Genomic DNA, 19,520 nt, shown 5'->3' with positions numbered 1-19,520 from the left:
CACGCTCGCGACGGGCCCCTGCAGGAGGGTCGCTCAACCGGCGGGTGGGGGTGCGACGGCGTCCTCGGCGGCGAGCTCGGTGGCGCGGTGCGGATGGGCGAACGCCTCGGCCAGCGCCTGTCGCAGCGGCCAGGCGCCGGCCCGCCAGGCCAGCGCCCGGCCGAGGGCGGCCGGCGTCCCGTCCACCGCGTCGACGTCGGCACCGGGCCACCAGGCAACCTCGACCCCACCGGTCACGGTCAGCGTCGGGTGGACGGCGACCGACCCGGTCAGCGCGGTCAGCCCCAACCGGGCGGCGGCCAAGCCGGCACCGGGCACCTCGGCCCAGCCGACCGTCCGGGCCGGGCGGCTGGCCACCCGGGCGGCGACCTCCTCGCTGGCCAGCGGCACGTCCAGCAGGTCGGCGACCGCGACGGGGCGGCCACCGGCGGGCACCACGGCCGATGAGACCAGTGGCTGTAACCACGGCGCGTCCAGCACCACCGCCGCGTCGCTGACCTGGTCCGGCGCGGTCCGGACCCGCGCCGGCGGGTCGACGTCCACACCGTCCAGCGCCTCGGCGAGCTGGGCGTACACCGTGCGCAGCACCGTCGGGGAGACCGTGCGCGCCGGGTCCCCGAGCCGGTCGAGCAGGTCGATCGCGTCGTCCACGTCGGCCAGCACGTCGGCCACCGTGGCCGGGACGCCGAGCAGGTCGAGCACCGCGCCGGGGAGGTCGCCGACCGGTTCGTACAGTCCCTGCAACTCGGCGGCGTCCGCGGCGCGGAGCCGGGCCGGCCGCGCCCCGCCCAGGACCGGTGAGGTGCGCAGCCACCAGCGCAGATAACCGGGGACGACGGTGCCGCCGAGGTCGAGGTCGGCCCGGGCGGCCGGCGGCAGGGCGGCGAGGAGCGGCATCGCGGACTCCCAGTCACGCACCAGCTCCAGGTCCCGCACCGCCGTGAGCACCGGCCACTCCGGCGGCTGCGCATCGGCCGGCAGCCGGTCCAGCACGGCGTCCACCCACTCCTCGACCCGGTCGACGTCCAGGTCGTCGGGGTCCTCGGCGGTCAGCAGGGCGAAGGTGTCCAGCACGCCCACCGCGCGCAGTACGTCGACGTCCTGGCCGCGGGCGAACTCCGGGTCGAGGGCGCCGAGCGCCCCGGGCGCGAGCACGTCGGCCAGCGGCGACCCGGGGCACACCAGTTCCCCGGCGGGCGCCCAGCCGCCGTCGTCGTCGGGCAGCGCGAGCTCCGCCAGCCACGGCAGGTCCCCGGGAGCAGGTGCTGCCGCGGCGACGAGGGCGAGGACGGCGAGGGCCAGCGGCTCGACGTCCTCGTCGTCGTCGGCCCGGTCCAGCGAGCTCTCCACCGCCGCGCGCACGTCCGCGTCGGCGAGCACCGCGGCTGCGGTCGCCGGCCGCGCGCCCAGCCGCTCCAGCACCCGCCGGGCCGGACCGGCCGCCACGGCCGGGTCGGCGATCCGCAGTCCGAGCGGAGCCAGCCGAGCGGCGGGCAGCGACTCGTCGGCGAGCAGCACGCCGGCCGGGGTCTGCGCCGTTCGCCCGTCGGCCAGCGGCACCGGCAGCGCGGCCAACTCGTCGCGGTCGGCGCCGTCCAGCGCGCCGTAGAGCCGGGCCCACCACTCCCCTGGCCGCCGCACCCCGCGCACCGCCTCGACCACGTCGGCCCACCCGGCGCGACGCACGCCGAGGGCGGCCAGCACCCGGGCGTCGGTGCGCCGGGACCAGCCGGCGGGCAGCAGGCCGGGGAGCACGCCGACCAGGGCGGCGACCCGGTCGTCGGTCGGGTCGTCCAGCGCCACGGCCCGGTCCGGACGCAGCGGCGGCTCCTCCGGGTCGGCGGCCGGCAGCCACGAGGTCGCGGTGACCCGGTCGAGCACCGCCCGGCACACCGCGGCGTCCAGGTCGGCAGCCGCCAGCCCGACGGCCGGCACCAGTTGCAGCAGGACCGGGTCGGCGGGCAGCGTGGCGAGCAGGTCGGCGTAGCCGTCGGCCGCCACCTGGACGAGCGCGTCGGTGACCGGACCGGGGGCCACGTGCCGCCGGTCCGGGCCCAGGGGGAAGGGAGCGATCAGCCGGACCGGCAGCGACAGCGGTTCATCACTCGGGGTCGGCGCGTGCAGCACCTGCCGGCCGGCCAACGGGAGCGGGACCCCGTCGTCGTCGACCGGGACGGCCCAGGTGACGGCGTACCGCCGGCGTTCCCGCTCCTCGACGGGCCGGTCGGCGAACAGCGCCGCGGGCAGGTCACCGGTGCGCTGCACCAGCTGCCAGGTCGTCACCGTGTCCCCGCCGGCCAGCCGGACCCGCGGGCCGTCGTCCTCGCGGGTGGAGGTGCGGACCCGGCCGTCGAGCACCACGTCGACCCGGCTCAGCGCGGGCAGCGCCAGCAAAACCTCTGGTTCCAGTGACTGCAACGACGTCCGCACCGCCGCGACGGCGTCCGGCCGCAGCGGCAGCACGACCTCGGTGGCGAACCCGGCCGCGGGCCGGACGTCGGTCTCGAACGGCAGGCGCAGGACCGGCACGGCACCGCCCCGGCGGGCCAGCTCGGGCCCGAGGGCGGAGAGGGCGGCGACCGCCGTGCGGGTGTCGGCGGCGCTGAACCGCACGGAGCGGTCGGTGGAGAGGACGGCCGGCTCGTCGGTCACCGCAAGAACGGCCGCGAAGCCGACGCCGAAGCGGCCGACGGTGTCGCCGGTGTCCCGCTTGGCCGACGCCCGCAGGGTCGCCAGCGCCTGGACGCCGTCGTCGTCCAGCGCTGCCCCGGTGTTGGCGGCCCGCAGGACGCCGTCGGTCAGGTCGAGCCGGAGGTGCCCCCGGACCCCGGCCCGGCTCGCCGCGTCGGCGGCGTTCTGGGCGAGCTCCACGAGGAGCCGGTCGCGGTAGCCGCCGCGGACCAGGTCCTCCTCGGCGTTGGCGTCCTCCCGGAACCGGGCCGGGGAGTCGGTCCAGGCGGCCAGCACCCGACGGCGCAGTTCGGCGGGGGTGGGCACCCGGGCAGCATGCCCGAGGAGCGCGTCCGGGAGGTGCCCGGACAGACGTCGAGGGCCCGGCCAGTACGGCCGGGCCCTCGACGTGTGTCAGGGAGTGCGGACTCCCGTCAGCGGGAGATGTTCTTGCGTCCCGTGGTCATGACGTAGATCCCGAGCACGATGATCGCGCCGATGATCGAGCCGATGATGCCGGCGGTGCCGATCTCGAAGCCGTCACCGGTGAGGAGGCTCCCGAGCAGGTTGCCGACCAGCGAGCCGACGATGCCGAGCACGATTGTCAGACCGATGCTGAGGTCCTGCTTGCCGGGGATGACGGCGCGGGCGATGAACCCGGCGATGGCGCCGATGACGATCAGTACGATGATGTTCCAGATCATGTGTGCCTCCTTGTGTCGACGGCGGACCGTCGTGCGTCCTGGCGTCTCCAGAAGCGGATGATCATGTCCCCACCGCAGACCCCACTCAAACGCACAGATGATCAACGTTCATCACATTGAGTGATGGGCAGCCTGATGTCAGACGATCAGGTCGACCACAGTCCCGCACTGGCCTGGCACTTTTGTCCCGCCTTCCCCGCCACGCGAACGCAACACCTCACGCTTCGTGATGCCGCACACTCAGCGCGCTCACAGGTGCCGGCGCGGTCCAGCGGCCCGCTGCCCGGGGCCGCTCACCCGCCACCCTCGGTACACGGCCCGCCGGAGTGACAGACGGAGCGGCGGGGTGCGGGCACCCACTCCCCGACGTCGTCCGACCGGCTGTCCAGGTCGACCGTGCGGTCACCGGGGAGCTCTGTGCCGGCCGGGCACGTCACCGGTTCCGTGGTCACCCCGCCCCGGTCCCGACACTACCGACCAGTAACCTGGGTCACATGTCGCTCGACGAGGAGTTGGACAGCGTCCCTGGTCCGTCGGCCGGCCGGGCCGGCACGTTCGAGACGACCGACCCGGCCACCGGCGCCGTCGTCGGGGTGTTCCCCGTGGACGACGCGGACGCCGTCCGGCAGGCCGTCGAGCGCGCCCGCCCGAGCTCCGGGTCCTGGGCGGCGCTGGGGTTCGCCGAACGGCGGCTCCGGCTGGCGGCCTACCGCGGTCACCTCGCCCGGCGGGTGCACGAGCTCGCCGATCTCGTGCACCGGGAGAACGGCAAGCCGCGCGCCGACGCGATCCTGGAGATCACCCTCGCCGTCGACCACCTGGCCTGGGCCGCCGGGCACGCGGAGAAGACCCTCGGCCCCCGTCGGGTCAAGGTCGGGATGCTGGCTGCCAACCACGCGGCCCACCTCGAGTACCAGCCGCTGGGCGTCGTCGGCGTGATCGGACCGTGGAACTACCCCGTCTTCACCCCGATGGGCTCGATCGCCTACGCGCTGGCCGCCGGCAACGCCGTCGTCTTCAAGCCCAGCGAGTTCACCCCCGCGGTCGGCGCCTGGCTGGTCGATGCCTGGCAGACCGCGGTCCCCGACGTCGCCGACGCCCTCCAGCTGGTCACCGGGTCCGGGGAGACGGGTGCCGCCCTCTGCCGGGCCGGGGTCGACAAGCTCGCCTTCACCGGGTCGGCCGCCACCGGCCGGAAGGTGATGGCCGCCTGCGCCGAGACCCTCACGCCCGTGCTCATGGAGTGCGGCGGCAAGGACGCGATGATCGTCGACGACGACGCCGACGTGAGCGCCGCCGCCGACGCCGCGGTGTGGGGGGCGATGAGCAACGCCGGGCAGACCTGCATCGGCATCGAGCGGGTCTACGCCACCAGCGCCGTCTACGACCGGTTCGTCGCCGAGGTCACCCGCCGGACGGCCGCGCTGCGGCCGGGTTCGGACGACGCGGCGGCCTACGGCCCGATGACCATGGCGAGCCAGACCGAGGTCGTCCGCCGGCACCTGGACGACGCGGTGGCCACCGGTGGACGGGCGGTGACCGGTGCGACCGTCGAGGGCGGGTTCATCGCCCCCACCGTGCTGCTCGACGTGCCGGAGAGCTCCGCCGCCGTCCGGGAGGAGACCTTCGGCCCGACCTTGACCATCGCCGAGGTGGCCGACGCCGAGGAGGGCCTGCGCCGGGCCAACGACTCCACGATGGGGCTGGGCGGCTCGGTGTTCAGCGGGTCGACGGACCGGGCGATGGACCTGGCCCGCCGGATGCGCAGCGGGATGACCTCGATCAACTCGGTGCTCACCTTCGCCTCCGTGCCGGCGCTGCCCTTCGGCGGGGTCGGGGAGAGCGGCTTCGGCCGGATCCACGGCGAGGACGGGCTGCGCGAGTTCACCCGGGCCAAGGCGATCACCCGGCAGCGGGTCGGCCTGCCGGTGGACCTGATGAGCTTCGGCCGGCCGGCGAACGCCGCCGGCGTGCTCGCCCGGGTGATGGGCCTGGTGCACGGGCGCCACCGCTGACCGACCCGATGTGACCAGTCCCTCCCCCGCCTGCGCCCGGTGACCGACCGGGTCTGGCAGAGTGAGGGACACCGGCGCCGCCCCCCGCTCATCCGAGAGCAGGTGGACTCGACGTCGGCGCGAGGCTGCGCCACCGAGGCGCGCCGGCGACCCGACGTCCGACCCGGAAGAGCGATGCGGCCCCCTGCGGTGGCCCCGCCCGCGGTGGACGAACGGTGGCCACCGGAGTGTTGAGGAACCCCAGATGACCAACTCGTTCCCCCCTGCCCAGAACGACAGCGCTGACCGCCCGCGCCGTCGCGCGACCCGTCCGTCCGCCGCCCCCACGGCGAGCACCGGCTCCCCCGCCTTCCGCGCCCCCGCCGCACCGCCGGCCGAGGGCAGCGCGGAGGGCAACCGCCGCCGTCGTGGCGGCCGCGGCCGGGGCGCCGGTCCGCGCCCGGAGGGCCAGCCGACCGCCCCCCGCGCCGACGAGCACGTGCCGGCCGCCCCGGTCGTGCCGACCGGCGACGTCCCCACCGTGCTGCCCACCGACACCACCTTCGCCGAGCTCGGCGTGCCCGCCCCGCTCGTCGAGGTGCTCACCGCCAGCGGCATCACCTCGCCGTTCCCGATCCAGGTCGCCACGCTGCCGGACACCTTGGCCGGCCGGGACGTGCTCGGCCGCGGGCGCACCGGCTCGGGCAAGACGCTGGCCTTCAGCATCCCGCTGGTCGCCCGGCTCGCCTCCTCCACCACCAAGCGCCAGCCCAAGCGGCCCCGCGCGCTGATCCTGGTGCCGACCCGCGAGCTGGCCAACCAGGTCGCGGCCGTCGTCGACCCGCTGGCCCGCGCGCTCGGCATGCGGTCGACCGTCGTCTTCGGTGGCGTCGGGCAGAACCCGCAGGTGCAGGCGCTGGCCGGCGGGGTCGACGTGCTCATCGCCTGCCCCGGCCGACTGGAGGACCTCATCGGCCAGGGTCACTGCGACCTCGGCGCCGTGGAGATCACCATCCTCGACGAGGCCGACCACATGGCCGACCTGGGCTTCCTGCCCGGCGTCAAGCGCCTGCTGGACCGCACCCCCAAGATCGGCCAGCGGCTGCTCTTCTCCGCCACCCTGGACAACGGCGTCGACGTGCTGGTCAAGCGCTACCTGGACCGGCCGACCACGCACTCGGTCGACCCGGCCGTGGCGCCGGTCTCGACGATGACCCACCACGTGTTCCGGATCGACGCCGCCGACAAGCCCCAGATCGTCCAGGAGCTGGCCTCGGGGCTGGGCCGCACGGTGATGTTCACCCGCACCAAGCACCAGGCCAAGAAGCTGGCCAAGCAGCTCACCGCTGCGGGCGTGCCCGCCGTCGACCTGCACGGCAACCTCAGCCAGAACGCCCGCGAGCGCAACCTCGAGGCCTTCAGCAACGGCGAGACCCGGGTGCTCTGCGCCACCGACATCGCCGCCCGCGGCATCCACGTCGACGACGTCGCGATCGTCGTCCACGTCGACCCGCCGGCCGAGCACAAGGCCTACCTGCACCGCTCGGGCCGTACCGCCCGCGCCGGTGCCGGCGGCATCGTGGTCACCATCGCCACGCCCGACCAGGCCGGCGAGGTCCGCACCCTGGCCCGGCAGGCCGGGATCACCCCCGACGTGTCGGCGATCAAGCCCGGCGCCCGGGAGATCACCGCGCTGACCGGCCCGGCCGCACCGTACGTCGAGCCCGCCCCCGCACCGGCCCCGCAGCCGCAGGGCACCGGCGGAGGCGGAGGCGGCGGCCGTCGTCGGCGCTCCGGTGGCGGTGGCGGCGCAGCGCCGGCGGCGTCGTCCGGTGGCGGCCGCGGCGGGCAGACCCGTTCGGCCGGCCCGGCGCGCACCCGCGCCGAGCTCGCCGCCCGGGCGGGTCAGGCTCCCAGCGGGGCCGGCCGCGGCCGAGGGCGCACCGGCCGCTGATCATCCCGGGTCGGGGGCGGTCTCAGCACTGCTGAGGCCGCCCCCGGCCCGTTCTGGTGGCCGACCCCGGGTCGCGCGACCGCTCGGCGACCGCGACGATGATGTTGAGCACTTCAGCAAACCCGTAGACGAGTAGAGGTCGCCATGCGCCTGCCCATCACCCCCAGCGAGATCGCCCCGCGCATCGCCACCGGGGCGTTCATCCTCAACTCCGGCCTCGGCAAGCGCGCCGCCGACGAGGCCACCGCGACCGGACTGCACGGCTTCGCCGCCGGCACCTACCCGGCGCTGAAGAAGGTCCCGGCGACCACCTTCGCCAAGGGGCTGTCGACGGCAGAGATCACCATCGGGGCGCTGCTGCTGACCCCGTTCGTGCCCACGGCCGTCGCCGGCGCCGCGCTCACCGGCTTCTCCGCCGGGCTGCTGGGGCTCTACCTGCGCACCCCGGGGATGACCAAGCCGGGCAAGAGCGTGGCCCCCACCCAGGACGGGCTGCCGATCGCCAAGGACGTCTGGATGTTCGGGATCGGGATCGGTCTGCTCACCCAGGCCCTCACCGGCCGGGAGGCCCGGGTCGCCACTCGCCGGAAGCCGTCCCGCTCCGGCCGCAGGTAGCCGCTGCCGTACGTCAGCCGGCCTGCTCCTCGTCCATCTCGGCGAGCAGGCCGGCCAGCAGGCCGGCGACGTCGTCCGGGCGGGTCTGCGGCGTCATGTGCGCCGCACCCGGCAGCTCGACGAACCGACCGCGGGGGGCCGACCCGGCCAGGCGCACCGCCCAGTCCCGGGGACAGAGCGCGTCGCGCTCCCCACGGACGACGACCACCGGCACGTCCACCCGGCGCAGCCGCTCGTCGATGGGGTCCGGCGCAGTCCGCCGCCACAGCGCGGTCATGTCCCGGGGCCCGGTCCGCAGCCACTGCGCGACGATGGACGGCACCTGCCACCACTGCTCCCGCACCGCCGTGCGCACCCAGCGACCGGCCAGCACCGGCATCCGGCGCATCCGCGGGTCGGTGGTCGGGCCGAGCAGCAGCACGCCGACCACCCGGGCGTCCCGCGCGGCGGCAGCCGCCACCACCTGACAGCTCTGCGAGTGCGCGACCAGCACACAGCGGCCCGGCCCGAGCGCCGCCAGCAGCTGGTCGGTCAGCTCCGGCAGGGTGCCGACCGGCCCCCGGACACCCATCCCCGGCAGCCGCACCACGTCCCCGCGGGCACGCCGCAGGACCCGCGCCCAAGACCGTTCGTCCAGACCGAGACCCGGGACGCACACCGCGACGGGAACACCGTTCGCCTCCAGGCTGCTCATGTGGATGCCGACTGTGTCCGGGACGACGGCGCCCCGTAGCGGAGGGCGCCCGCACGTTCCGGAGCAGTAGTGGGAGGATCAGTCATCATGACGACATCAGGAGCCAGTGTGACCACCGTGACCCAGCCGACCGGACGTCGCCCCAGGGTCGTCATCGTCGGATCAGGTTTCGGCGGTCTCTTCGCCGCCAAGCAGCTGAAGAAGGCCCCGGTCGACATCACGCTCGTGGCCAAGACGAGCCATCACCTCTTCCAGCCGCTGCTCTACCAGGTGGCGACCGGCATCCTCTCCGAAGGGGAGATCGCGCCGGCCACCCGGGAGATCCTCCGGGACCAGGCCAACGCCCGCGTCGTGCTCGGTGAGGTCACCGACATCGACCTCGCCGCCCGCACCGTCACCTCCACCGTGCTCGGCCGCACCTCGGTGCACGAGTACGACGAGCTGATCGTGGCCGCCGGCGCCGGGCAGTCCTACTTCGGCAACGACCAGTTCGCCGAGTTCGCCCCCGGCATGAAGAGCATCGACGACGCCCTCGAGCTGCGCGGCCGCATCTTCGGCGCCTTCGAGCTCGCCGAGCTGGCCACCGACCCGGCCGAGATCGACCGGCTGCTGACCTTCGTGGTCGTCGGCGCCGGCCCGACCGGGGTGGAGATGGCCGGGCAGATCGCCGAGCTGGCCCGCCGCACGTTGCGCAAGGACTTCCGCCGGATCGACCCGACCAGCGCCCGGGTGATCCTGCTCGACGCGGCACCGAAGGTGCTGCCGCCGTTCGTCGACAAGCTCGGCCAGAAGGCGCACAAGCAGCTCAACGAGATCGGTGTCGAGGTCCAGCTGGGCGCGATGGTCACCGACGTCGACGCCGACGGCATCGTGGTCAAGGACGGCGACGGCCACCAGCGCCGCATCCACGCCGCCACCAAGATCTGGGCGGCGGGCGTGCAGGCCAGCCCGCTGGGCAAGGTCCTCGGCGAGCAGTCCGGTGCCGCAGTCGACCGCGCCGGCCGGATCTCGGTGCAGGACGACCTCACCCTGCCGGGCCACCCCGAGGTGCACGTGGTCGGCGACATGATCTCGCTCAAGCGGCTCCCCGGCGTCGCCCAGGTCGCCATCCAGGGCGGCAAGTTCGCCGCGGACGCCGTCAAGGCCAGGCTCGCCGGCCGGCCCACCGCCCCGGAGTTCACGTACTTCGACAAGGGCAGCATGGCGACCATCTCGCGGTTCCACGCGGTCGCCGACACCTGGAAGTTCCAGTTCGGCGGCTTCCTCGCCTGGGTGCTGTGGCTCGCGGTGCACATCATGTACCAGGTGGGCTTCAAGAACCGGTTCACCACGGTGATCCACTGGGCGGTCAGCTTCCTGGGCCGCGGCCGCTCGCAGCGGACCGCCACCCAGCAGCAGGTGTACGGCCGGCTGGCGCTGGAGGAGCTCGGCGCGGACTTCGAGGTCTCCAAGACCGGTGGTCGTCGGCACCTGGGCGAGCCGGTCGACGTGACCGGGCGCGACTCCGCCTGACCTGCACCTCGCCTGACGACGACGGCCCCGGTCCCGCTGCTGCGGGACCGGGGCCGTCGTCGTCGTGCCGGAGGGTCAGAACGGGTAGGCCGGCAGGTCCCCGCGTAGCGTGACCCACTGGGTCTCGGTGAACGCCTCGATGTTGGCCTGCGGGCCGCCGTGCCGGGAGCCGGTGCCGGAGGCGCCCACCCCACCGAACGGGGCGACCGCCTCGTCGTTGACCGTCTGGTCGTTGATGTGCACCAGGCCGGACGGGATCCGCTCGGCCAGCTGCAGGCCGGCGTAGACGTCGCGGGTCAGGATGCCGAGCGACAGCCCGTACTCGGTGCCGGCCGCCATCGCCGCCACCTCGTCCAGCGAGGAGAACGGCGTCACCGGTGCCACCGGGCCGAAGATCTCCTCCTGGTAGGCCGGGGAGTCGACGGGCACGTCGCCGAGCACGGTCGGCCGGTAGAACAGCCCCTCGTAGGTGCCACCGGTGCGCACCGTGGCCCCGCTGTCGATGCTGGCGGTGACCAGCCCGTGCACCCGGTCGCGCTGGCCGGCGTCGATGATCGGGCCGAGCGCCACCTGGTCACGCCAGGTGTCGCCCACCGGCAGGTTCTCGACCTTGCTGGTGAGGATGGCGGTGTACTCCTCGGCGATCGACTCGTGCACCAGGTGCCGGCTGGTCGCCATGCAGATCTGCCCCTGGTGGGCGAAGGTGCCCCACGCGCCGACCGAGGCCGCGGCGGTCACGTCGACGTCGCCCATCACGATGAGCGCGGAGTTGCCGCCCAGCTCCAGGTGCGCCCGCTTCAGGTGCTGACCGGCGAGCGCGCCGACCGAGCGCCCGGCCTTGGTGGAGCCGGTGAAGGCGATGACCCGGACGGCGGGGTCGGTGACCAGCGCCTGCCCGACGTCGGCACCGCCCGGCAGCACCTGGAACACCCCGGCGGGCACCCCGGCCTCCTCGAACACCCGGGCGAACACCGCCCCGCCACAGATGGCGGTGCGCGGGTCGGGCTTGAGGACCACCGCGTTGCCCAGCGCCAGCGCCGGGGCGATCGCCCGGATGGCCAGGATGGTCGGCACGTTGAACGGCGCGATCACCCCGACGACGCCGGCCGGCACCCGCCGGGCGAACGACAGCCGGGGTGAGCCGCTGCGCAGCAGTTCGCCGTAGGGGTGGCTGGGCAGAGCGGAGGCCTCGTAGCACTCCTGGGCGCTGGTGTGCACCTGGAAGTCGCCGAAGGGCTGGATGGCGCCGGACTCCCGGGCCAGCCACTCCTTGATCTCCGCGGCGTGCTCGGTCAGCAGGTCACCGGCCCGGCGGAGCACTGCGGCGCGCTGCTCGAACGGCAGCGCAGCCCACTCCCGCTGGGCCTCGGCGGCGCGGGCGCCGGCCTTCTCCACGTCGGCGGGGGTCGCCTTGCCGACCTCACCGAGCTCGGCACCGGTGGCCGGTTCGACCGCGGTGTAGGTGCCACCGCTGCCGTCGGTCCAGGAACCGGTCCAGATCTTGCCGCGCCACGCGCCGTCCTCGAGCAGTGCCATGTGTGCCTCGTCTCGTCGGTGAGTCGTCGTGCCGGTTGTGTCATCTGCGCGCCCGGCTGTCACCCCGACTTCCGTGCGGCGGAAGCCGGGGGCATCCGACCCCAGCGTGGCAGGGTCGTCCGCCGCCTGGTCAGCGGTGCTGCCGGCGACTGCCCCCGTGCCAGTCCTCCTGCTGGCCGGCCTCGCCGGGGGTCACGCCGAAGGCCGGCAGCTGGGGCCGCTCCCGCAGGCTGCGCTTGAGCTCGGCGAAGCCGGGGAAGCTCGCCAGGCCGACCACGTGGTCCCACAGCGCGACGGCCTCCTCCTCCGACGGCAGCCGGCTGATCACCGGGCCGAAGAAGGCCACGCCCTCCGGCGGCTGGAAGTGCAGGATCGGGGTGCCGACGTCCTTTCCGGTCAGCGCCAGCGCCTCGTCGGTCTCGGCGCGGATCGTCGCGTCCCAGGACTCGTCGTCCAGCGCGTCGGCCAGCTCGGCCGGCAGGCCGACCTCGGCGAGCACCGGGGCGAGGAACTCAGCCGTGCCCCGCTGCCCCCGGTCCTCGTCCGCCTGGGGAGCGGACTCGAAGACCCGCCGGCCCAGCGCCTCGTACAGGCCGCCGACCACGTCCGGGCCGTGCTCGACCCGGGCCCTGGCGGCGACGCGCAGCAGCCGCAGCCCGGCGGTGTGCCCGGCCTCGTACTCCGGCGGGAACTGGGCCGCGTAGTCGACGTGTGCGTTGAGCAGCCGCAACGAGATGAACCGCCACTCGACCCGGTGGTCGCGCTGGGCGCTGACCATCCGGACCCACTTGCTGGTCATCCAGGCGAAGGGACACACCGGGTCGAAGTAGAAGCGCAGGTCGGCCATCACCCGACCGTAGCCCCGCGGCAGCGCCGCCACCGGACGACGGCGATCACCGCCGGGTCACTCCGACGAGTCGGTCCACGGGGCCGGTGGTGCAAGCTCCTGCCCGGATCGCCGATGGACGCGGTGACATGGAGAACGGCAGGTGGACGAGGTGACGGCGGACCGACGGGTCCCGGCCCGGGTCGGGCTGTTGGCGCTGCTGTACGGGTCGGGTGGACTGTTCTGCACGGCCGGGGCGCTGTGGCCGATGCACCCCGACACCCCGGTGGCGCTGACCCGTGCCCTCGCCGTCGTCGGGATCGGCGGTGCGGCCGCGATCCTGGCGCGCGGCGACCGGCTGTCGCCCGCCGGCGGGCACGTCGCCCTGGCCGGCGTCTCCCTGCTCGTCGCCTTCCTCGCCTCGCAGTCGGTCACCGCCGTCGGCATCGTCGGACTCGGCCCGGTGCTCATCGCGGTCGGGCTGTACGCGGCGCACTTCTGCTCCCTGCCCGCGGCCCGCGCCCACGCCGCGCTGGCGGTCGGGACGGCGAGCATCGGCGCCGCCGTCAGCCTCCCGCGGACCGCGGCGCTCCCGTGGGTGATGACCGCGATCAGCGCCCTCCTCCTCACCGAGGCCCATGCCCGGCTCAACAACGTCCTGCGGACCGACGCGGCCACCGACCCGCTCACCGGCCTGGCCAACCGCCGGTCCTGGGAGGCCGAGGCCGGCCGGAGCCTGGCCCGGGCGCTGCGCAGCAAGGAACCGCTGACGGTCGCCGTCCTCGACCTCGACGACTTCAAGGTGGTGAACGACCGCGACGGGCACGGCGCCGGCGACCGGTTGTTGCAGCAGGTGGCCGAGCACTGGCAGGCCCGGCTGCGCACCGCCGACCTGCTCGGCCGCTACGGCGGCGACGAGTTCGTGCTGTGCCTGCCAGCCACCGACGGGCCGGGCGCACAGGAACTGCTCCAGCGACTGGACGGCGGCCCGATCAGCTGGTCGGTGGGGACGGCGACCGCCCGCGCCGGCGACTCGCTGGCCGCGCTGCTGCAGCGCGCGGACGCCGAGCTGTACGCCGGCAAGCGCCAGCGGACGGCGGGCCCCACCGACGGCGGCAGCTGACCGGCGCTCACCCGTCGGCGTCCGCCAGCTCCGCCACCCGCGCCGCGGCGCGGTCCCGGATCGCGGCGGCGGTGTGCGCGCGGCGGACCGCAGCGTCCCGCCGGTGCCCGGCCTCCCCGACCGCGCCCGCCGCCTCGCCGGCCTGCCGCTCGACCCGGCGGAGCTCCTCGGCCAGCCGGGCAGCCCGCTCCTGGAGCTCGTCGCGTCGCTCCGCTGCCTCGACCACCTGCCGTTCCGCCGCCGCGACGGCGGCGTCGGCGTCCCGGGCCACCCCGGCGGCCTCCTCGGCGTCCCGCCGGGCCTGCGCCAGCTCACGAGCGCGGCGCTCCTCGGCCTCCCGGCGCCGCTCCTCCGCCTGACTCCGCTCCGCTGCGTCGGCGTCCGGCGCCGCGCCCGCTCCGGTCCCGGCCTCCTGACCGCGGGCCGGGGCCGCCCCGCCGGAGCGGATGGGGGTCGCCACGGCGCCACCGAGGTCGACCGGCCCCAGGCCGCTGTAGGACAGGGCGGTGGTCAGCCGGCCGGCCCGCAGCGCCGTCCCGGCGTCGGGGTCGGCGATCGCCGCCCGCAGGGTGCTCTCCACCTGGTCGGCGACCGCACTGCTGACGTCGTGCCCCTCCCGGTGCGCGACCGCACGCGCCTGCCGGGCCAGGGCGGCGACCACCTGGTTCCGCTGCCGGCCCAGCGCGCGCAACTGGTCGGCGGAGAGGTCCACCTGGGCCTGCCGCAACAGCTCCCCGAGCTCGAGCAGCTGGTCGACCTCCTCGACCTGGCGGCGGACCAGCAGGTTGCAGACCCAGGCCGCCGTCGTGGGCTTGGGCAGTGCGGCGACCGCCTTCGCCAGCTCCTTGTGCCCGGCCGCGCGGGCCCGGTCCCGGGCAGCGGTGCGGGCAGCGACGAACTCCTCTGGGGCGACGGCGTAGAGCTCCTCGGCGATCGTCTCCAGCTCGGCCACCGGCGCCCCTCCTCCTGTCGCGCGTCCGTCGGCCGACCTCCGTGCGAGCCGGTCGGCGGACCCCGCTGCATCATGCCGCCGTCGCCGACCGCCGACCGGAACAGGCCGCACTTGTTATAGTCCGCATAGAACAGTTAGATTGCCAACGTGCTGGTGCGCATCGACCCCGACTCCCCCGCGCCGCTGCACGCGCAGATCTCCGCGGCCGTGCGGCGGGGCATCGCCGTGGGCGAGATCGCCCCGGGCGAGCGTCTCCCCGGCGCCCGCGACCTGGCGGCCGCGCTGGGGGTCAACCTGCACACCGTGCTGCGCGGCTACCAGGAGCTGCGGGCCGAGGGCCTGGTCGAACTCCGCCGCGGCCGCGGCGCCCAGGTGCGCACCGACGCCGCACCGGCGGTCGCCGCGCTGCGCCAGGCAGTGCACGCACTGGTCGAGGAGGCGCGGCGCCTGGGGCTCAGCGCCACCGAGGTCACCGAGATGGTCAGAGAGGCGATGGCATGAGCGACGGACACGACAGGGACCTCACCGCAGCGCGGAGCCCGTTCCGCCGGGCCCGGGAGGTCGCCGCCGTCGCGCTGCCGCTGGCCGTCTGGGCGGCCGGTGCTGCGCTGGTGGCGTCCTGGCGGCCGGAGCTGCCGATGCCGGTCGCTGTCCACTGGGGCACCGACGGCGCCGACGGCTTCGCCGCTCCGCTGCGCACGGTGCTGCTCACCGGCATCGTCCCCGCGCTGGGGTCGCTGGGCACGGCGCTGGTCCTGCGCGCCCGGCGCGTCGCCGCCCCCGAGCGCCGACTGGCGGCCGGCTCGGCGACCGGGATCTCGGTCTTCTGCGTCGGGCTGGTCGTCGGCAGCATCGCCGGGCAGCGCGGCCTGGCCGACCCCGCGACGGCCCCTTCCCCCACCCTGGCCGTGATCGTCGCCGGCCTGCTCGCCGTCCTCGCCGGCGCGGCCGCCGCCCGGCTGCTGCCGGGCACACCGCCGGGGGAAGCGCGGGCCTCCAGCGCGCCGCCCGAGACGGCACCCCGGCTGTCCGTCGCCCCCGGCGAGCGGGCCGTCTGGTCCGGCCGGGCGACCATGGAGCCGGTCGGCCTCGCCGTGCTCGGCACCGGTGGCCTCGTGCTCGGCGGGCTGGTGCTCCTCGGCATCGCCCCGGCGCCGCTGTTGCTGGCCCTTGCGTTGCTGCTCGTCGTCGGCCTGTTGTTCGGCTCCGCCCGCGTCTGGGTCGACGAGCGCGGGCTGACCGTGCGCTCCCCGCTGGGCCGCCCCGCCTGGCAGGTGCCGCTCGCCGACATCGCCGAGGCCACCGTGGTCGACGTCCGGCCGCTGCGCGAGTTCGGCGGCTGGGGCTACCGGGTGGGCCGGGACGGGCGCCGGGCCGTCGTGCTGCGCGGGGGTGCGGCGGTCGAGGTGGTCCAGGGCGACGGACGACGCTTCGCCGTCACCGTGCCGGGCGCCCGGCAGGCCGCGGCGCTGCTCAACACGCTGGCCACCCGGCAGCGGACCTGACCCTGCGCTGGTCGCAGCGGCCAGCACACCCGGCAGCGCTTCGTCGCCTCGGACGAAGAGCACCCGGAGCTCGGGCAGCAGGCTCGCCCCATGGGTCGACCACTCGCTCTCGAGGACGTGCACGCCCTGCAGCTGCCGGGCGAGCCCACCGTCTCCCCCGACGGACGCGCCGTCGTCTACGTGCTGCACACCACCGACACCGCGGCCGACGCCGACCGGTACGCGCTCTGGCGGGTCCGCGCCGCGGCCGACGGCTGGGGTGCGCCGGCGCCGCTGACCCGGGGCACCGCCGACACCGGCCCGGCCTTCTCCCCCGCCGGCGACCGGGTCGCCTTCCTCCGCCGCGGCGACGGGCCGCCGCAGCTGCACCTGCTGCCGGTCGACGGCGGTGAGGCCGAGCAGGTGACCGACCTGCCCGCCGGCGCCGGGGCCCCGGTCTGGAGCCCGGACGGGGACCGGATCGCCTTCACCGCGCCGGTCCGCCCGGCCGAGCAGGACGACCACGCACCGATCAGCACCACCCGGATCGGCCACAAGGCCGACGGCGCGGGGCTGCTGCGCGGGGTCCGGCAGCACCTGCACGTGCTGGACCTGGCGACCGGCGAGGTGCGGCAGCTGACCTCCGGCGACTGGCACGCCGGCCGGCCGGCCTGGTCGCCCGACGGCACCCGGCTGGCGTTCGCCGCGGCGACCGACCCCGACGCCGACCTCACCCACCGCACCCCGGCGCACGTGGTCGACGTCGCGGGTGGCCCACCCCGCCGGGTCGGTGACGGCCTGGGCCTGGCCGGCCCGATGGTGTGGACCGCCGACGGCGAGGCGCTGCTGGTCACCGGCCAGCCCACGGTCTCCGTCGACCACACCGGCCTGCTCCTCCAGCCGCTGGACGCCGTCCCGGCCGAGCGCGACCTGGCCGCGCCGCTGGACCGCAACGTCATGCCGGGCGGCCCCGGCTACCCCGGCGGGCTGCCGCAGCTGACCCGGGACGGCGCCGAGGTCGTCTTCTGCGTCCGCGACCGGGGCTGCTCGCACGTCTACGCGACCGCCGTCGACGGGTCGGGCACGCCCCGTCCGGTGCTGACCGGCGCGGACGTCGTCGTCTCCGGGCTGTCGGTGGCCGGCGAGGCCGACGTCGCCGCCGTCGTCCTGGCCGACCCGGCCAGCTACGGCGAGGTCGGCGTGGTCGACCTGCGCTCGGGCACCGTCACCCGGCTCACCACGCACACGGCGGCCTCGCTCCCCGAGGTGGCGCTGGTCCGGCCGCAGCCCCGGACGTTCACCGTGCACGACGGCACGGAGGTGCACGGCTGGCTGCTGGTCGACCCGGCGACCCCGCAGCCGGCGCCGCTGCTGGTCGACGTGCACGGCGGCCCGCACAACGCCTGGTCCCCGGTGGCCGATGCCGCGCACCCGTACCACCAGGCGCTGGTCGCGGCGGGCTGGGCGGTGCTGCTGGTCAACCCGCGCGGCAGCGACGGGTACGGGCGGGCGTTCCTCACCGGCGCCGTCCGCGGCTGGGGCACCGCCGACGAACGCGACTTCCTGGACCCGGTCGACCAGCTGGTCGCCGAGGGCGTGGCCGACCCGGCGCGGCTGGTGCTCACCGGCTACAGCTACGGCGGCTTCATGACCTGCTGGCTGACCGGCCGCACCGACCGGTTCGCGGCTGCGATCGCCGGCGGGGTGGTCGCCGACCTGACCAGCATGACCGGCACCAGCGACGCCGGGGAGGTGCTCGCGCTGGAGTACGGCGACCCGGTGACCGACCCCGACGCCGTCCGGGCGCTCTCGCCGATCACGAACGTGCACCGGGTCCGCACGCCGACGCTGGTGCTGCACGGCGGTGCGGACGAGCGCTGCCCGGTCGGCCAGGCCGAGCAGTGGTTCACCGCGCTGCGCACCCAGCGCGTTCCCACCGAGCTGGTCCTCTTCCCGGGCGGCTCACACCTGTTCATCCTGGACGGCCGGCCCTCGCACCGGGTCGGCTACAGCCGGCGGCTGATCGCCTGGGCGCAGCAGCACGGGAACAGCCGCCCCGTCCTGGACGCCGCGCACTGGCAGCGGCGGCTGGACGAGCTCGCCGCGGCGCACCGCGTCCCGGGGGCGGTGCTGGCGATCCGGCGGGTGAGCCCGGGTGCCGACGACGAGCTGGTGGAGGCCGCCACCGGCGTGCTGACCAAGGCGACCGGCGTCGAGGTGACCACCGACTCGGTGTTCCAGATCGGCTCGATCACCAAGGTCTGGACGACGACGCTGGTGATGCAGCTGGTCGACGAGGGGAAGCTGGACCTGGACGCCCCGCTGGTCGAGGTGCTGCCCGAGCTCCAGCTGGGCGACCCCGACGTCGCCAAGCGGGTGACCATGCGACATCTGCTCACCCACACCAGCGGCATCGACGGCGACGTCTTCACCGACACCGGCCGCGGCGACGACTGCATCGAGCGGTACGTGGCCGCACTGGCCGACGTGGCGCAGAACCACCCGCTGGGCGCCACCTTCTCCTACTGCAACTCCGGCTTCACGCTGGTCGGCCGGGTGGTCGAGGTGCTCACCGGCCAGACCTGGGACGCCGCCCTGCGCGAACGGGTCATCGAGCCGCTCGGGCTCACCCACACCTCCACGCTGCCGGAGGAGGCGATCCTGCACCGCGCCGCCGTCGGGCACATCGCCGCCGAGCCCGGCGCCGAGCCGCAGCCGTCGCCGACCTGGCTGCTGCCCCGCTCGCTGGGCCCGGCCGGCCTGGTCAACGCCACCGCCCGGGACGTCACCGCCTTCGCGGCCGCACACCTGCGCGGGGGCGTGGCCGCCGACGGCACCCGGCTGCTGTCCGCGGAGTCGGCGGCGGCGATGACCAGCGCGCAGACCGCCCTCCCGGACACCTGGGCGATCGGCGAATCCTGGGGTCTGGGCTGGATCCGGTTCGACTGGCACGGGGCACGGCTGCACGGCCACGACGGCGGCACCCTGGGTCAGGGGGCGTTCCTGCGGGTGTTGCCCGGCGAGCGCCCGGGCGAGGGCCTGGTGGTGTCGCTGCTGACCAACGGCGGGGACATGCTGGACGTCTACGCCGACCTCTATCGCGAGGTCTTCGCCGAGCTGGCCGGGGTGACCATGGCCGACCGCCTGCAGCCGCCGGCCGAGCCACCGGCGGTGGACCTCACCCGCCACGTGGGCTCCTACGAGCGGAGCTCGGTGCAGACGGAGGTGTTCGAGCGCGACGGCGGGCTGGTGCTGCGCCAGACCGCGGTCGGCGCCGTGGCCGAGGCGACCGGCCAGCCGGTGCAGGAGCACGAGCTCGTGCCGGTGTCCGACGGACTGTTCGCGATGCGCGCCCCGGGTACCCAGGGCTGGACGGCGGTCACGTTCTACCAACTGGCCGACGGCAGCGCTTACGTGCACTCCGGCGGCCGCGCCAATCCGAGGAAGGGCTGATCC

At 75.5% G+C, this 19,520-nt stretch carries 14 protein-coding genes; 8 read left to right on the top strand and 6 right to left on the bottom strand.

What is annotated here, in order from left to right:
* Positions 1-33: 33 nt before the first annotated feature.
* Both O2W15_RS20185 and O2W15_RS20180 read right to left on the bottom strand, forming a co-directional pair.
* The gene (locus tag O2W15_RS20185) at positions 34-2,997 is read right to left on the bottom strand and encodes a sacsin N-terminal ATP-binding-like domain-containing protein (protein WP_269180699.1); all 2,964 of its coding nucleotides are present in this window, start codon (positions 2,995-2,997) and stop codon (positions 34-36) included.
* A gap of 107 nt (positions 2,998-3,104) precedes the next feature.
* A complete protein-coding gene (locus O2W15_RS20180; RefSeq protein WP_269163624.1) occupies positions 3,105-3,374 on the bottom strand; it encodes a GlsB/YeaQ/YmgE family stress response membrane protein in 270 nt (89 codons plus the stop codon).
* Positions 3,375-3,868: 494 nt separating this feature from the next.
* On the opposite strand from O2W15_RS20180, the gene O2W15_RS20175 reads away from it, so the two are divergent.
* The 3 genes from O2W15_RS20175 (at position 3,869) to O2W15_RS20165 (ending at position 7,937) form a co-directional block, all read left to right on the top strand.
* Positions 3,869-5,389 carry an aldehyde dehydrogenase family protein gene (locus O2W15_RS20175; protein WP_269180698.1) on the top strand — a complete coding sequence of 507 codons (1,521 nt, stop codon included), beginning with the start codon at positions 3,869-3,871 and terminating at the stop codon, positions 5,387-5,389.
* Positions 5,390-5,633: 244 nt separating this feature from the next.
* Positions 5,634-7,322 (top strand): DEAD/DEAH box helicase, encoded by a 1,689-nt coding sequence (locus tag O2W15_RS20170; protein ID WP_269180697.1) that lies wholly within the window; start codon positions 5,634-5,636, stop codon positions 7,320-7,322.
* Positions 7,323-7,466: 144 nt separating this feature from the next.
* A complete protein-coding gene (locus tag O2W15_RS20165) occupies positions 7,467-7,937 on the top strand; it encodes a hypothetical protein (RefSeq protein ID WP_269180696.1) in 471 nt (156 codons plus the stop codon).
* Between the two features lie 13 nt (positions 7,938-7,950).
* Here O2W15_RS20165 and O2W15_RS20160 read toward each other — a convergent pair whose 3' ends face one another.
* Complete coding sequence (locus O2W15_RS20160) at positions 7,951-8,631, bottom strand: alpha/beta fold hydrolase (protein WP_269163620.1); 681 nt, start codon at positions 8,629-8,631, stop codon at positions 7,951-7,953.
* A gap of 108 nt (positions 8,632-8,739) precedes the next feature.
* Here O2W15_RS20160 and O2W15_RS20155 point away from each other — a divergent pair, with 108 nt between their 5' ends.
* Positions 8,740-10,143, top strand: coding sequence for an NAD(P)/FAD-dependent oxidoreductase (locus O2W15_RS20155; protein ID WP_269180695.1), 1,404 nt, complete (start codon positions 8,740-8,742; stop codon positions 10,141-10,143).
* A gap of 75 nt (positions 10,144-10,218) precedes the next feature.
* On the opposite strand, the gene O2W15_RS20150 is transcribed toward O2W15_RS20155, so the two are convergent.
* Both O2W15_RS20150 and O2W15_RS20145 read right to left on the bottom strand, forming a co-directional pair.
* On the bottom strand, positions 10,219-11,679 hold the full coding sequence (locus O2W15_RS20150; protein ID WP_269180694.1) for a benzaldehyde dehydrogenase: 1,461 nt from the start codon (positions 11,677-11,679) through the stop codon (positions 10,219-10,221).
* Positions 11,680-11,809: 130 nt separating this feature from the next.
* Positions 11,810-12,526, bottom strand: coding sequence for a mycothiol-dependent nitroreductase Rv2466c family protein (locus tag O2W15_RS20145; RefSeq protein WP_269180693.1), 717 nt, complete (start codon positions 12,524-12,526; stop codon positions 11,810-11,812).
* A gap of 151 nt (positions 12,527-12,677) precedes the next feature.
* Here O2W15_RS20145 and O2W15_RS20140 point away from each other — a divergent pair, with 151 nt between their 5' ends.
* On the top strand, positions 12,678-13,628 hold the full coding sequence (locus O2W15_RS20140) for a GGDEF domain-containing protein (protein ID WP_269180692.1): 951 nt from the start codon (positions 12,678-12,680) through the stop codon (positions 13,626-13,628).
* Positions 13,629-13,635: 7 nt separating this feature from the next.
* On the opposite strand, the gene O2W15_RS20135 is transcribed toward O2W15_RS20140, so the two are convergent.
* Positions 13,636-14,580, bottom strand: coding sequence for a hypothetical protein (locus O2W15_RS20135; RefSeq protein WP_269180691.1), 945 nt, complete (start codon positions 14,578-14,580; stop codon positions 13,636-13,638).
* A 147-nt stretch (positions 14,581-14,727) separates the two neighbouring features.
* Between O2W15_RS20135 and O2W15_RS20130 the strand changes: the two genes are divergently transcribed.
* From O2W15_RS20130 to O2W15_RS20120, 3 genes are all read left to right on the top strand, one after another.
* The gene (locus O2W15_RS20130) at positions 14,728-15,081 is read left to right on the top strand and encodes a GntR family transcriptional regulator (RefSeq protein WP_269163615.1); all 354 of its coding nucleotides are present in this window, start codon (positions 14,728-14,730) and stop codon (positions 15,079-15,081) included.
* The gene (locus tag O2W15_RS20125) at positions 15,078-16,085 is read left to right on the top strand and encodes a hypothetical protein (protein WP_269180690.1); all 1,008 of its coding nucleotides are present in this window, start codon (positions 15,078-15,080) and stop codon (positions 16,083-16,085) included. Before O2W15_RS20130 ends, O2W15_RS20125 begins: the two co-directional genes overlap by 4 nt.
* A 90-nt stretch (positions 16,086-16,175) precedes the next feature.
* A complete protein-coding gene (locus tag O2W15_RS20120) occupies positions 16,176-19,517 on the top strand; it encodes a serine hydrolase (RefSeq protein ID WP_269180689.1) in 3,342 nt (1,113 codons plus the stop codon).
* The last annotated feature ends 3 nt before the right edge of the window (positions 19,518-19,520 follow it).

The organism is Modestobacter sp. VKM Ac-2979 (assembly GCF_026967995.1).
Lineage (GTDB): Bacteria > Actinomycetota > Actinomycetes > Mycobacteriales > Geodermatophilaceae > Modestobacter.
The sequence above is the reverse complement of the archived record's forward strand: the minus strand, read 5'-3'. Positions and strand labels throughout refer to the sequence as shown.